The organism is Bradyrhizobium sp. SPXBL-04 (genome assembly GCF_051853035.1).
Lineage (GTDB): Bacteria > Pseudomonadota > Alphaproteobacteria > Rhizobiales > Xanthobacteraceae > Bradyrhizobium > Bradyrhizobium zhanjiangense.
This window is the reverse complement of the sequence record NZ_CP182472.1, coordinates 6,918,808-6,931,863: the sequence shown is the minus strand read 5'-3', so window position 1 is coordinate 6,931,863 and position 13,056 is coordinate 6,918,808. Positions and strand designations below refer to the sequence as shown.

General features: G+C 62.1%; 12 protein-coding genes and 1 pseudogene. 7 read left to right on the top strand and 6 right to left on the bottom strand.

Going from position 1 to position 13,056, the window contains the following annotated elements:
- The first annotated feature begins 324 nt into the window (after positions 1 to 324).
- From hpaE to ACNJX8_RS33130, 3 genes are read left to right on the top strand one after another with little or no spacing between them, the layout of a single operon-like run.
- Complete coding sequence (gene hpaE / locus ACNJX8_RS33140; RefSeq protein ID WP_439358181.1) at positions 325 to 1,842, top strand: 5-carboxymethyl-2-hydroxymuconate semialdehyde dehydrogenase; 1,518 nt, start codon at positions 325 to 327, stop codon at positions 1,840 to 1,842.
- Between the two features lie 30 nt (positions 1,843 to 1,872).
- Positions 1,873 to 2,853, top strand: a complete 981-nt coding sequence (gene hpaD / locus ACNJX8_RS33135; RefSeq protein ID WP_439358180.1) for a 3,4-dihydroxyphenylacetate 2,3-dioxygenase — start codon at positions 1,873 to 1,875, stop codon at positions 2,851 to 2,853.
- Between the two features lie 41 nt (positions 2,854 to 2,894).
- Complete coding sequence (locus ACNJX8_RS33130; RefSeq protein WP_439362012.1) at positions 2,895 to 3,764, top strand: fumarylacetoacetate hydrolase family protein; 870 nt, start codon at positions 2,895 to 2,897, stop codon at positions 3,762 to 3,764.
- Positions 3,765 to 3,806: 42 nt separating this feature from the next.
- Here the strand turns inward: ACNJX8_RS33130 and ACNJX8_RS33125 are convergent, their stop codons facing one another.
- Both ACNJX8_RS33125 and hppD read right to left on the bottom strand, forming a co-directional pair.
- Complete coding sequence (locus tag ACNJX8_RS33125) at positions 3,807 to 4,199, bottom strand: Rieske (2Fe-2S) protein (RefSeq protein WP_439358179.1); 393 nt, start codon at positions 4,197 to 4,199, stop codon at positions 3,807 to 3,809.
- Positions 4,199 to 5,302 carry a 4-hydroxyphenylpyruvate dioxygenase gene (gene hppD, locus ACNJX8_RS33120; protein ID WP_439358178.1) on the bottom strand — a complete coding sequence of 368 codons (1,104 nt, stop codon included), beginning with the start codon at positions 5,300 to 5,302 and terminating at the stop codon, positions 4,199 to 4,201. The genes ACNJX8_RS33125 and hppD overlap by 1 nt, the downstream gene beginning before the upstream one ends.
- Positions 5,303 to 5,438: 136 nt before the next feature.
- On the opposite strand from hppD, the pseudogene ACNJX8_RS33115 reads away from it, so the two are divergent.
- A pseudogene (locus tag ACNJX8_RS33115) lies at positions 5,439 to 5,897 on the top strand (Lrp/AsnC family transcriptional regulator); the annotation flags it as partial.
- A 161-nt stretch (positions 5,898 to 6,058) separates the two neighbouring features.
- Here the strand turns inward: ACNJX8_RS33115 and ACNJX8_RS33110 are convergent.
- From ACNJX8_RS33110 to ACNJX8_RS33100, 3 genes are all read right to left on the bottom strand, one after another.
- Entirely contained in the window at positions 6,059 to 6,640 is a 582-nt protein-coding gene (locus ACNJX8_RS33110; protein WP_439358177.1) for an amino acid synthesis family protein, read from the bottom strand.
- 6 nt (positions 6,641 to 6,646) lie between these two features.
- Positions 6,647 to 7,510, bottom strand: a complete 864-nt coding sequence (locus ACNJX8_RS33105; protein ID WP_439358176.1) for a fumarylacetoacetate hydrolase family protein — start codon at positions 7,508 to 7,510, stop codon at positions 6,647 to 6,649.
- Between the two features lie 97 nt (positions 7,511 to 7,607).
- Positions 7,608 to 8,309 (bottom strand): GntR family transcriptional regulator, encoded by a 702-nt coding sequence (locus tag ACNJX8_RS33100; RefSeq protein WP_128937556.1) that lies wholly within the window; start codon positions 8,307 to 8,309, stop codon positions 7,608 to 7,610.
- 113 nt (positions 8,310 to 8,422) lie between these two features.
- Between ACNJX8_RS33100 and ACNJX8_RS33095 the strand changes: the two genes are divergently transcribed.
- Genes ACNJX8_RS33095 through ACNJX8_RS33085 form a run of 3 tightly spaced genes read left to right on the top strand, consistent with a single transcriptional unit; the run spans position 8,423 to position 11,352 of the window.
- Positions 8,423 to 9,415 carry a zinc-dependent alcohol dehydrogenase family protein gene (locus ACNJX8_RS33095; protein WP_439358175.1) on the top strand — a complete coding sequence of 331 codons (993 nt, stop codon included), beginning with the start codon at positions 8,423 to 8,425 and terminating at the stop codon, positions 9,413 to 9,415.
- Positions 9,416 to 9,432: 17 nt separating this feature from the next.
- Positions 9,433 to 10,338 carry a VOC family protein gene (locus ACNJX8_RS33090; protein ID WP_439358174.1) on the top strand — a complete coding sequence of 302 codons (906 nt, stop codon included), beginning with the start codon at positions 9,433 to 9,435 and terminating at the stop codon, positions 10,336 to 10,338.
- A 33-nt stretch (positions 10,339 to 10,371) separates the two neighbouring features.
- A complete protein-coding gene (locus ACNJX8_RS33085) occupies positions 10,372 to 11,352 on the top strand; it encodes a tripartite tricarboxylate transporter substrate binding protein (protein ID WP_439358173.1) in 981 nt (326 codons plus the stop codon).
- Between the two features lie 98 nt (positions 11,353 to 11,450).
- Here ACNJX8_RS33085 and opgC read toward each other — a convergent pair whose 3' ends face one another.
- A complete protein-coding gene (gene opgC / locus ACNJX8_RS33080; protein WP_439358172.1) occupies positions 11,451 to 12,848 on the bottom strand; it encodes an OpgC domain-containing protein in 1,398 nt (465 codons plus the stop codon).
- Positions 12,849 to 13,056 lie beyond the last annotated feature (208 nt).

The window sequence follows — 13,056 nt, the reverse complement described above, 5'->3', positions numbered from 1 at the left end:
TGATCCTGAAAGCAAGCCGGCGCCGTCGATTTCTTCAACGCGATCTATGGAACCATGGATTCGACCATGGCTTGGCCGAGGAAAATATTCCCGGCATGTGCTCGCGTCTCGTACCCTGTGTCAAACCGGTCGGGGCGTTTCGCCGTGAAGTGGGCTGCGAAAACGCTTGACAGCTGACGAAATACTTAACATGTTAAGTATATCCACCAGTACCCGGGATGATTGAGGCCATCGGAAGAGCGATGCCATTCGTCCCTGGATTCGCGGAAAAAAGGTGGAGGCTCGCTGCCCGCGTGCGGCGCTGCAAAAAGGGAGTGAACCGTCATGTCCAAGCTGCAGGAAAATATCGTCAAGGCCGAGCGCCACCTTGCCCGCTTCAGAGAGACGGGCGTGCTCAACCGTATCGGCGGTGAAGATGTCCCGGCTGCGGACAATGCGACTTTTGAAACGATCTCTCCGGTCGACCTGAAGCCGCTCGCCAAGGTATCGCATGGCAAGGCCGCGGACATCGATCGCGCCGCGAGGGCGGCGCAGGCGGCCTTTCCGCAATGGGCCGAAACATCCGGCGATGCGCGAAAGGAGCTGTTGCACAAGGTGGCCGACGCTATCGTCGCCCGCGCTGAAGAGATTGCGTTCGTCGAATGCATGGATACGGGACAGTCGTTGAAGTTCATGGCCAAGGCCGCGCTGCGGGGAGCGGAGAATTTCCGCTTCTTCGCCGACCGCGCGCCCGAGGCGCGCGACGGCAAGTCGCTTCGCACCGCCGGTCAGGTGAACATGACCACCCGCGTGCCGATCGGTCCGGTGGGCATCATCACGCCCTGGAATACGCCCTTCATGCTGTCGACGTGGAAGATCGCGCCGGCGCTCGCGGCCGGCTGCACCGTCGTCCACAAGCCCGCCGAATTCTCGCCGTTGACTGCACGTCTGCTGATCGAGATTGCGGAGGGGGCCGGGCTGCCCAAGGGCGTCTGGAATCTCGTCAACGGCTTTGGCGAGGGCGCCGGCAAGGCGCTGACCGAGCACCCGCTCATCAAGGCGATCGGCTTCGTTGGCGAAAGCCGCACCGGATCGATGATCATGAAACAGGGCGCCGATACGCTGAAGCGTGTTCATTTCGAACTGGGCGGCAAGAATCCGGTGATCGTATTCGCGGATGCCGACCTCGAACGCGCCGCGGACGCGGCGGTGTTCATGATCTACTCTCTCAACGGCGAACGCTGTACCTCGTCCTCGCGTCTTCTCGTCGAGGCGAGCATCTATGATAAATTCACGGCGATGGTTGCGGAGAAGGCCAGCCGGATCAAAGTGGGGCATCCACTCGATCCCGAGACCGTCATCGGTCCGTTGATCCATCCGGTTCACGAGAAGAAGGTGCTCGAATACGTCGAGATTGGTACAACGGAGGGCGCCAAGATTGCGACCGGCGGCCGCAAGATCGACGGTCCCGGCGGCGGTTGCTACGTTGCGCCGACCCTCTTTACCGGCGCCAACAACCAAATGCGCATCGCGCAGGAGGAGATCTTCGGGCCGGTGCTGACGGCGATCCTGTTCAAGGATGAGGCCGAGGCCCTCGCGCTCGCCAACGACGTTCAGTATGGCCTCACCGGATATCTCTGGACTGCCGACGTCACCCGTGCCTTCCGTTTCACCGACCGGCTGCAAGCCGGCATGATCTGGGTCAATTCGGAGAATGTTCGTCACCTGCCGACGCCCTTTGGCGGTGTGAAGAACTCGGGCATCGGACGCGACGGCGGAGATTGGTCGTTCGATTTCTATATGGAGACAAAGAACGTCGCGTTCGCCACCACCGCGCACAACATCCAAAAATTGGGCGGCTAAGCGGTCCGCAGCAGACCAACGGAGGAAATCATGGCATTGCCCAAGCCCAATCTTTATCCACCATTCAACATCGTGCGTCTCAGTCATGTCGAACTCGGCGTGAGCGATCTTGCGAGGTCACGGGCCTTCTATGTCGACACGCTTGGTTTGCAGGTGACGGACGAGAGCTCGGAGGCGATCTATCTTCGGGCGATGGAAGAGCGCGGCCATCATTGCATCGTGCTGAGGAAGTCCGAGAAGATCGAAGCCCGTGACCTCGGCTTCAAGGTGTTCAGCGAGGAGGATCTCGACAAGGCGGCCAGCTTCTTCAGCAGCAGCGATCTGCCGGTTGAATGGGTCGAGCGTCCCTATCAGTCCCGCACGTTCCGCACCCGCGATCCCCATGGCATTCCCCTCGAGTTCTATTCCAAGATGGACCGGCTGCCGCCGATTCATCAGAAATACGCGCTCTACAAGGGCGTGAAGCCGCTCCGCATCGATCACTTCAATTGCTTCTCGCCGAACGTCGATGAATCCGTCGCCTTCTACAACGAGATCGGCTTTCGCGTGACGGAGTACACGGCGGATGAGGAGACCGGGCGGCTGTGGGCTGCCTGGACTCACCGCAAGGGCGGCGTTCACGATCTGGCCTTCACCAATGGCCGCGGCCCGCGCCTGCACCACACCGCATTCTGGGTGCCGACCCCGCTCAACATCATCGATCTTCTCGACCTCATGGCCACCACCGGATGGGTGTCCAACATCGAACGCGGTCCCGGCCGCCATGGCATCTCGAATGCCTTCTTCCTCTATATCCTTGATCCGGATGGTCATCGGATCGAGATCTATTGCTCGGATTACCAGACGGTCGATCCCGATCTCGAGCCGATCAAGTGGGACCTGAAGGATCCGCAACGTCAGACGCTTTGGGGAGCGCCCGCGCCGAAATCCTGGTTCGAGCATGGCAGCCTCTTTGCCGGAGCTGAACCGCGCGACGCCGATCTGGCCGCCCAGCCGATCATCGCCCCGTGACCGGCATTCGCATATCGCCTGAAACAAGGGAAAGACGTCACATGTCTCGTCCGAGGTTCGTCAGCTTCACCCGCAACGGCACACCCGGCTACGGTCTCCTGGGCGATCAGGGCGTCGTCGACCTGTCCGGCCGCCATGGCAAGCGTTGGCGTACGTTGCGTGAGGTGATCGAAGCCGGCGCGCTGGTGTCGCTGGCCGACGAGAGCGCAGCGTTGCCGGCGGATTTTCCGGTCACTGATATCCGCTACGAGATTCCGATTCCGGAACCGGAAAAAATCATCTGCGTCGGCGTGAACTTTCCGGACCGAAATGAGGAATACAAGGACGGGCAGGCAGCCCCCTCAAATCCCTCGCTCTTCATCCGTTTTCCGCGCTCGTTCACGGGCCATGAACAGGCTCTGCTGCGTCCCCCGGAGAGCCCGCAGCTCGACTATGAAGGCGAAATCGTCATCGTGATCGGCAAGGGCGGTCGCCGGATTCCACAGAGCGAAGCGCTCGACCATATCGCCGCAATATCGCTGTGCAACGAAGGCACGATCCGCGATTGGGTGCGGCACGCCAAATTCAATGTGACGCAGGGGAAAAACTTCGATCGCACCGGTTCGATTGGGCCTTGGCTCATCCCCTATACCGATGAGAGCCAGCTTGGCGACGTGAAGCTGGAAACCCGGGTCAACGGCGAGGTCCGCCAGCAGGACCGCACGAGCCGGATGATCTTCTCCTTCCGCAAGATCATCAACTATATCTCGACCTTCACGACGCTGGTTCCTGGCGATGTCATCGTGACCGGTACGCCGACGGGTGCCGGCGCGCGTTTCGAGCCGCCCATCTGGCTGAAGCCCGGCGACGTCGTCGAGGTGGAAGCAGAGGGCATCGGTATCCTGCGCAACACGATCGCAGATGAGGCATGATCCTTGTCGACTGCCAAGGTCGGGCAGAGGACTTTGGATTGCTCAAGCCGCTGATGCGGCATGCACGCGAATCCGACCGTCGTCATCCACGACGATCGGAATGGCATCGAGGGCGCAATTCAGGCCCAGTCCCTCGACGCCGGTGCCATCTTGAACGCGAAATCCGGCACTGTGGTTGGTGCACCGAAGAACCGTGCCGTCCGCGCTCAGCACGTTCTCGCCGCGATGATCGAGGGGCAGGTACTGATGCGGACATGCATTGACATAGGCTGCGAGAGTGTCCGCCGACCTGACGATCAGGATCGGAAAATCTGCGGGACCGAACTTGATGGACTTGAGGCTCCCTTCGCCAACGTCATGGGCGTCGCACAGGATGGTTCCTTCGGCCGGCGCGCCGCGATAGCTCTTCCATGCGTCAGGTATGGCTGCCTCCATCAGGATGCCTTGAGGACGCCGCGCTCAATCTGATCGGCCTCGATACTCTCGAACAGGGCCTTGAAATTGCCCTCGCCGAAGCCGTCATCTCCCTTCCTCTGGATGAACTCGAAGAAGATCGGGCCGATCACGGTCTTTGAGAAGATCTGAAGCAAAATGCGGGTCAGTCCGCCATTGACGACACCTTCGCCGTCGATCAGGATTCCGTGCTTGCGCATGCGATCGAGCGGCTCGGTGTGGCCCTTCACGCGGTCAAACGACTTGTCGTAGTAGATCGAGGGCGGCCCCGGCATGAATTCGAGCCCGCGACCGGCGATAGCGTCGGTCGCCGCATAGATGTCGTCGGTGCCGACTGCGATGTGCTGGATGCCCTCGCCCTTGTACTGGCGCAGATATTCCTCGATCTGGCTCTTGTCGTCGGCGCTTTCGTTAATCGGGATCCGGATCTTGCCGCAGGGTGACGTCAGAGCGCGCGAGGTCAGGCCAGTCAGTTTGCCGGAAATGTCGAAGTAGCGGATCTCGCGGAAATTGAACGTCTGGCTGTAGAACTTGTACCAGGTGTCCATGTTGCCGCGCATGACGTTGTGCGTCAGGTGATCGAGATAATAGAACCCGACGCCTTTCGGTGTTGGATCGACTTCGCCGGTCCAGTCATACTCGGCTGCATAGGGCGAACCCTTGGCGCCATAGGTCTCGACCAGATACAGCAGGGATCCGCCGATGCCGACGACGGCGGGCACGTCGAGTGACTTGTCGTTGCCGGTGTATTCCGTTCCGCCGAGTTCGAGGACGCGCTTTAGGGCGTGTTTGGCATCGACGACGCGCCAGGCCATCGCCGGCGCGCAAGGTCCGTGTTGTGCGACAAAGCGGGCGGCATGGGAGTTCGGCTCGCGGTTCAGGACGTAATTGATCTTTCCCTGGCGCCAAACAGAGATGTCCTTGGTCTTGTGCCGGGCGACCTCGGTGTAGCCCATTTGCTCGAAGAGCTTGGCGAGCTTCTGCGGCTCCGGATGGGCGAACTCGACGAACTCGAAGCCGTCGGTGCCGGCCGGATTGACTGCCGAAATCGTGGCGGGTGGGGCATCGTGAGGGAAGGGGCCCATATCGCGCTCCTGGAATAGTATTTGATTTAGATCAAAATACCGCGGCTCCGTTGCACGATCTTCGCATAATCTGCTCGACAAAATCAGATTATGCGTGAAACATGCGCACATAGCCATTATCGTGCAAGGATCACGCATGGACCAATTTGACGTGAAATTGCTGCAAGCGCTCCAGTCCGATGGACGCTTGTCGAATTTTGAACTGGCCGATGTTGTCGGCTTGTCGGCATCTCAATGTTCGCGCCGTCGCGCGGCGCTCGAAAATGCCGGCACGATCGCAAGCTACCATGCTCATCTCGATCGCGAATCGCTCGGGCTGGGCATCGTCGTCTTCGTACAGGTGACGCTCGCAACGCACTCGCCGGACAATTCGAGACGCTTCCTCAAGCTCATCGAGAGCCTGGAGGAAGTGCAGGAGGCGTATGCGCTCACGGGCGAAGCCGACTACCTTATCAAGGCCACGATCACCGACCTGAGGGCACTGTCACGCCTGCTGAATGACGTATTCCTGCCGCACGACAGCGTTGCGCACGTGCGCTCGTCCATCGTTCTCAATCGGTTGAAGCAAACCTCCCAATTGCCGCTCGGGCATCTGATGCCTGCTGATAAGAGCAAGGCTCATCCTGCGGGCCGTTCGGGATCCCGAGGCAACGCTCATCCACAATCCAAGCAATCCAGAAAGGCTTGAGTTGGTAAACCGGTCCACGCCCAGGTACAGGTTTCGCCGCGAGCGCTGAGCAGCGATGCCGTCAACCCTCAGCGCTGCCCATCGTGCACCGAGATATCCGATGCGGCGAGCCCGCCGATCCGCGCATGCGGCCTGCCACCGGTCGCCATCACCAGGCCGAAGGCGATCTCGTCACGTCTCGGTGCATCCCAGAGCGTCATCTCAGCCGTCCCGAAATGACTGCGCACATAACACGCGTGGATGTGTCCAAGTGGGACCATCAGGCGCGTGCCGGGACCGCCGATTGTCTTCGCCGCCGGAACGATCGCCTTGGGTTGCCCAAGCACTTCGCGCATGCCCTGGCCGCCAGCCTCATGCCAGACGGCGCCGTGCTCGAGCTCGCCGTCCTCGCCGACGATGATGCCCTTGCCATAGGCTTCGATATGCGACGCGCCGCCGAGTTGCGCGATTAGCGTGCTCGCGAGCGCGCGCCCGAGCTCACGCAACGACGCTTGAAACGGCATCATGTTCGGCTCGTAGCGGCCCGCGAAAGGATTGGCGACGACCGCAACGGCCGTCCCGACCAGGAGCGGCTTTTCCAGCCGGGGGCCGCGCTCGTGCCAGACCGTCTCGACACTGAGCGCGGTCTTGCGAATGTCATAGGACGACATGCGAACCTATGCCTCGTCCACGACCGGATTACTGAGCACGCCGATGTTCTCGATCTCGACCTCGACCACGTCGCCGGGCTTGAGGAAGATCGGCGGCTTGCGGGTGAAGCCGACACCGGCCGGCGTGCCGGTGGCGATGACATCGCCAGGGACGAGGTCGAAAATGGTCGAGCAATATTCGATCAGCCGCGGGATCGAGAAGATCAGCATTGAGGTGTCGGAGGACTGCACCGTCGTGCCGTTGACGCGCGTCTCGAGCTTCAGCTTGGCGGGATCACCGATCTCGTCCGGCGTGACGAGCCACGGTCCGAACGGGCCCGTGCCGACGAAGTTCTTGCCGGAGGCGATCTGCTGCGCATGACGCTGCCAGTCGCGCACGCTGACGTCGTTGTAGATCGAATAGCCGGCGACGTGATTCCAGGCGTCGGCCTGGCTGATGTGACGGCCGCCCTTGCCGATGACGACGGCGAGCTCGCCCTCCCAGTCGAAATTGTCCGAGACCTTCGGCCGGACCACGGGTGCGTTGTGGCCGACCTGGGAGCGCCAGACCCGCAGGAAGATCGGCGGGAATTCGGTGATCTCGCGCTTCATGCCGAAGGCGACCGCTTCGTTGTGGTGGTCGAGATAATTGCGCACCGCGCAGACGATCTTCTCCGGGCGCGGAATGACGGGCAGATATTTGGTGGCGCTCAGCGCCATCGTCGGCTTGTGCTGGGCGACGATGGCATCGCGCCGCGCATAGTCGTCGCTGCCGACGAAGTCCGCGAGCGTCGGATACCGGGGCAGGGCACGGCCCAGATCCACGACCCCGTTTTCGACAACGGCTCCCCAGCTTTCCCGATTTCCATCCAAGAACGACAGCAGCTTCATGATTACGACCCGCGCGTTAGCATTTTTCGATGATATGTATTATTTTCGAAAATAATGCGAGACGCAAGCCCGCGGGACCCAAAAAAGGCCGCAGCGCCTATTCGGCGTCGAGCAGGTGTCCGGCGTATTTCGCGACGTTGTCCGCGGTGGTGCGGATATGGGTCTCGATCAGTTGCACGGCGAGATCGGCATTGCGCGATATGGCCGCCTGCATGATCGCCTGGTGCTCGCCGGCCTTGTCGCGAGGGCGCGGCCGGAAATTGGCCGACAGATGCCGGTAACGCTCAGCACGATCGAACAGCTCGGCCCGGATCGCGAGCAGGGTCGCAGAGCCGCAGGCGGAGACCAGCGCCTGGTGGAATTGCCGGTGGGCGATCTTCCATTCGGGATCGCGCAGCGGATGCTCGGGATCGCGCTGCTCGATGCGCTTCAGCCTGTGCAGCGTCGAGATGACGGCGATTTCCCAGTCGTCGTCGCCCCGCTCAATCGAGCGGCGGATCAACTCCACTTCGATCAGAACCCGGGCATCGGTGACTTCGACAAGATCCTGGCGGCTGACCGGTGCCACGCGAAATCCGCGCTGCTCCTGGGCGTCGACCAGGCCCTCGGCGGCAAGGGCGGTCAGCGCCTCGCGCAAAGTGGTGAAGCTCGCGCCGAAGCGCTCGCGCAACACGTCGAAGCGCAGCGGCTCGCCGGGGGCCAGAGCGCAGGTCACGATCTCCTCGCGCAGCCGGTGGGTGATGTCGGCGGCGATCGTCTTGCCGAATTCCTTGCGGGGGCGAATGGCGCTGTCAGGCATGGTCCTGCCGATGAATCGATGGCCCAAGATGCCGCGCCAACGACCATCTTGCAATAATTTTCGTAACCGCTAGTATTTTCGAAAATACGGGTTCAAGGAGGGGAGATGAGCTCATGAGAGCGGTTCTGGTACGTCAACCGGGCGGGCCGGATGCCCTCGAGCTGGTCGAGGCGCCGGTGCCAGCGCCCGCCGCCGGACAAGTTCAGATCCGTGCTGAGGCGTTCGGGGTGGGGCAGCCCGACGTGCTGATCCGCCGCGGCGTCTACAAATGGATGCCGCCGCTGCCGGCCAATCCCGGCAATGATGTTGCCGGCCGTATTGCCGCGCTCGGGTCGGGCGTTGAAGGCTTGCAGGTGGGCCAGAAGGTCCTGCTGAGCGCGCGTGATCTGTCGCAGCGCGGCGGCTGTTACGCCGAATACGTCGTCGCACCGGCAGACGCCGTTCATGCACTTCCCGACAATGTCGATCTGCAAGCAGCGGTGTGCCTGTCGAACTACCAGGTCGCCTACGCACTGCTGCACGAGTGCCGCCATCCGCGCGCGCCGAAAAGCGTGCTGGTGATTGGCGCAGCCGGTGGTGTCGGCACCGCGCTGGTGCAACTGGCCAAGCTGGCGCAGATGACCGTCATCGGCACGGTCTCGACCGAGGAGAAGGCCGCGTTCGCGCGAAGCAACGGCGCCGATCACACCATCCTCTATCGAAGCGAGGATGTGGTGGCGCGGACCCGCGAAGCGACAAACGGCGAGGGCGTCGGTCTCGTGCTCGATCACGTCTGCGGACCCGAGTTCACCTCCTATCTTGGCGCGCTCGGCAAATGGGGCACGCTGCTGTCGTACAACGCCTTCGCCGGGTTGCCGGAAGAGAATCTGATGACGGCGATGCGCAATCATCTCGACATCTGCCCGGCCGTGCGTTGCTTCTCCTTCCACATCTATGACCACGACCGCGAAGGACGTCGCGCGCTGATGCGCAACGTGATCGAGGCCCTGAGCCGAAATGCGATCAAGCCGGTGATCTCGGCGACACTGAAGCTCGACCAGGTCAGGCAAGCTCACACACTGCTCGAGCAGGGCTCCGCGCTCGGCAAGATCATCATGACGCCATGAGAGAGTGAACCAACACAATGACGACCCAAGCGCCCATTGCCCGATTCACACGGCTGAGACACGCCACTTTCGCCTCGCCGGATTGCGAGCGACTGCTCGACTATTACCGCGGAGTGATTGGCCTCGGCCTGGTCGGTCGCGATGGACATCGCATTTTTCTCGCCAGCGATTCCGAGCAGCTTTCGCTGGTGATCGAGCCCGGCGAGGCGGCGTTGAAGAGCATCGCTTTCGAGATTTCTCCGAATGTGGAGATCGAGGCGCTGAGCGCCGCCCTGAAACGCGCGGATTTGCGTCCCGAACTGCGGAGTGATCCTCTGCCCGGCGTCTCCAGGCTGCTGTCGTTCATCGATCCCGAAGGAACGCAGTTCGAATTGATCCAGGGTTGGACGCCTACGCCGGCGCAGGAGCGGATCGGCGCGCTCGCTGTCACCAAGCTCGGCCATGTCGCGCTTCGTACGCCCGATCCGCTTGCGGCCTCGGAGTTCTATGCGAACGTCATGGGTTTGCGGGTTTCCGACTGGGTCGAGGACCGCTTCGTTTTCATGCGCAGCGGCTACGAACATCACACGCTGAACTTCGCCCGTGCTCCCGTGCGCAGCCTGCATCATCTCGCATTCGAATTGCGCGGCCCGTCCCACATGCAGCAGGCCTGCGATCATCTCGCCCGCCACAAGCTCCCCATCCTTTGGGGGCCGGTCCGTCACGGTCCCGGCCACAACACAGCGGTCTATCACCGCAATCCCGATGGTCATCTGGTCGAGCTGTTCCACGATCTCGACCGCATGATCGATGAGGAGCTCGGCTATTTCGATCCGCGTCCCTGGCATCGCGATCGTCCGCAGCGCCCGAAGGTCTGGGTCGGACTGCCGCGCGACGTCTGGGGTCTGCCGCCATCACCGGAATGCGTCGAGTTCGCCCGCTAGAGCATAAACAACAGTCAAGGGGAGGATGCATCCATGCGGTGGATGAAGCGACTTGCTGCGACCGGATTTCTGCTTGGCAGCTTTGTGGCGGCCGGCCCGGCCCAGTCGGCGGACAACTATCCGTCGCGCCCGATACGCTTGATTCACGGCTTTGCCGCCGGCGGTGCGGCCGATACGCTGTCGCGCATCATCGCCGACGGGCTGTCCAAGAAGCTCGGGCAACCGATCGTCGTCGAGGCCAAGCCCGGCGCCGGCGGCAACATTGCGGCGGACGCGATCGCCAAGGCCGAGCCTGACGGCTACACGATCGGACTCGTCACGGGCGCCCACGCCATATCGGCCGCGACGTACAAGAGTCTGAGCTATCAGCCGGCCGAGAGTTTCGACATGATCTCGACGCTGGTCTACTACGCGCTGGTCATTGCGGTGCGTAACGACTACCCGGCCAAATCGCTCGGCGAATTGATCGCGGCGGCAAAGCAGAAGCCCGGCGCGCTCAGCTTCGGCTCAGTCGGTTTCGGCAGCACGCATCATCTTGCGGGAGAGCTGCTCGACGCGATGGCCGGCATCGACATGGTGCATGTGCCTTATCGCGGGGACTCTCAATCGGTCACCGCGCTTCTCGGCGGAGAAGTGCCCGTGATCGTCGGCACGCCCGTCCTGCTTGCACCGCAAATCCAGAGTGGGGCCATTCGGGGCTTGGCAGTCACTTCGCCGACGCGGACCGCGCTATTGCCGGATGTTTCAACGGTCGAGGAAGCCGGCGTCAAGGGATATGACGTGCGGACCTGGGCGGGCCTTCTCGCTCCCAAGGGCACCCCGCCTGCCGTCGTCGCCTCACTCAACTCAGCGACACTCGACATCCTCAAGAATCCCGAGATCAGGCAGCGGCTGGAAACGGCCGTCGGAGGCGAAGTCCGTGGCAGCTCTCCCGACGAGATGCAGAAGCTGATCCAGTCCGAAATCGCGAAGTGGTCGGGCGTGGTTGAGCGGGCGAAGATCCCCAAGATCTGATCCGCGCGGCCGCCTCGACTCCGCGACGATCATGCTGGCCTTTTCGCCGAGCCCGTCGTGGAGGCCACAGACATTGTGCTCGAGTGATAGAAGTCGGGTCAGACGGATACGGAAGAGGACTGACTTGGTGGGCATGACGAGGCCGCGATGGCATCCGCCTTGAGCCGCGCCAATTCGCCTGCGAGGCGAGGACCCTGGTGGGATTGCCGCTCCGCGAACCGGCAATCGATGAGGCGCTTCTGGCCGCCGGCCCATCCGACCTCGCGCAGTCCTCGGCGAAACGCCTCCAGGGTGCGCCAGCCAACGGTGCCCCAGGCGTCCTGCGGGGCGCGCACACCCATCGGCCGTGCAATGATCGGCTGCGGCCTGCGTTTGATCTTGATCAAGTTCAGCAGCGTCGCCGCCACGATCATTGTTAGGACGCCACCAACGCTGAGCGTGATCTGCATCGCAAGCCCCTCAGATATGTCGAGCAGCGCCAGGAGGCTGACGAGCGTAAGCAGAACGCCGAGGCAGAAGATTGGCAACGAGTGCCTGCCACAGAGGATGGCGCCGCGCATCACCGCAGTCGTCAATGCTTGGCGGTTGGGCGGCACGAACCATACCGCTACAACTGCAAGAGCCAGGAAATGCAATAGACGCAGCGGATCGAGATTCGATTTGTCCATCGGGTAAACCAACTTCGTCAGCCCCTGCGGGATCAACGCCTCCAGCGGCTTGATTCTCCAGCTCAATGCGATGACGAGACTGAAGACCAGATAGAGAACGGCAGGCGTAAGCGCCATGCGTGACGTTAACCAGGGGCGCACTCTTTCGCCCTCGATTATCATCCACGCGCCAAGCACCACTAGCAGCTGCCAAGCCAGCGGATTGAACGCCCAGTGGCCGTTCGGCCACGCCGGCAAGGACCAGCCGAACATATGCACCAGCGTATAAAGCGCCAGCGAGGCGCCAAGCGTCACGTTCGGCAGTCGGAGCAGCAACCACAGCAACGGCGCGAACAAGAGGTGGAGAAGCACGAAGATCGGCAACACGTCGGTATTGACCGGGCGGTACTGCAGAATCGCCGCATGCGCGAGCGTCGCGCCCGGCTGGTCCAGCAGAATGCGCGTATTGCTCTCGTCAGCAAGGCGTTCCACGCCAGCGATGTGGACCAGGAGGGCGCAGGCGAGCGTGAGCAGCAGAAATGCGACATAAATGTCCCGGCTTCGCCGCAGCGTCCGGCGGATCACGCTGGTCCATCCCTCGCACCTCCATACCTTTCCGTAGGCCAGTGCGCAGGTGACGCCCGAGACGAACATGAACACTTCCGCGGCATCGCTGAAGCCGTAGTTTCGCAGCGTCAGCCAACTTCCAATGTTATTGGGGACGTGATCAAGAAAGATGCACCAGAGCGCGATGCCGCGGCAGGCGTCAATGCGCAGGTCGCGGCCGTTGGCTTTCAGCTCCGGCAGCGCGTCCGCTGATGGCTTCGGGGTGGCGGTTCGGTCATGCATTGGCTTGCCTCGTCCAGCGTGCGCGCACGCTTAAAGAGGAACGATCGAGACGGATCGAATTTGAAAAAAAGCGCGGCCCTGCGGGTCGTGACAGCGCCGCAGTTCAGGGTTGCTTCACATCGACCTGGCCACGACAGCAATTGCGACAATGATCATATGGCCGTGTCGAGTAAAACGCTGGTGGAGAGGCGGACTGTCGACATCATCG

Bases quoted from the DNA above. Each gene is read 5' to 3' on its own strand.
- hpaE (WP_439358181.1), top strand. From the start codon at position 325: ATGTCCAAGCTGCAGGAAAATATCGTCAAGGCCGAGCGCCACCTTGCC.
- hpaD (WP_439358180.1), top strand. From the start codon at position 1,873: ATGGCATTGCCCAAGCCCAATCTTTATCCACCATTCAACATCGTGCGT.
- ACNJX8_RS33130 (WP_439362012.1), top strand. From the start codon at position 2,895: ATGTCTCGTCCGAGGTTCGTCAGCTTCACCCGCAACGGCACACCCGGC.
- ACNJX8_RS33125 (WP_439358179.1), bottom strand. From the start codon at position 4,199: ATGGAGGCAGCCATACCTGACGCATGGAAGAGCTATCGCGGCGCGCCG.
- hppD (WP_439358178.1), bottom strand. From the start codon at position 5,302: ATGGGCCCCTTCCCTCACGATGCCCCACCCGCCACGATTTCGGCAGTC.
- ACNJX8_RS33110 (WP_439358177.1), bottom strand. From the start codon at position 6,640: ATGTCGTCCTATGACATTCGCAAGACCGCGCTCAGTGTCGAGACGGTC.
- ACNJX8_RS33105 (WP_439358176.1), bottom strand. From the start codon at position 7,510: ATGAAGCTGCTGTCGTTCTTGGATGGAAATCGGGAAAGCTGGGGAGCC.
- ACNJX8_RS33100 (WP_128937556.1), bottom strand. From the start codon at position 8,309: ATGCCTGACAGCGCCATTCGCCCCCGCAAGGAATTCGGCAAGACGATC.
- ACNJX8_RS33095 (WP_439358175.1), top strand. From the start codon at position 8,423: ATGAGAGCGGTTCTGGTACGTCAACCGGGCGGGCCGGATGCCCTCGAG.
- ACNJX8_RS33090 (WP_439358174.1), top strand. From the start codon at position 9,433: ATGACGACCCAAGCGCCCATTGCCCGATTCACACGGCTGAGACACGCC.
- ACNJX8_RS33085 (WP_439358173.1), top strand. From the start codon at position 10,372: ATGCGGTGGATGAAGCGACTTGCTGCGACCGGATTTCTGCTTGGCAGC.
- opgC (WP_439358172.1), bottom strand. From the start codon at position 12,848: ATGCATGACCGAACCGCCACCCCGAAGCCATCAGCGGACGCGCTGCCG.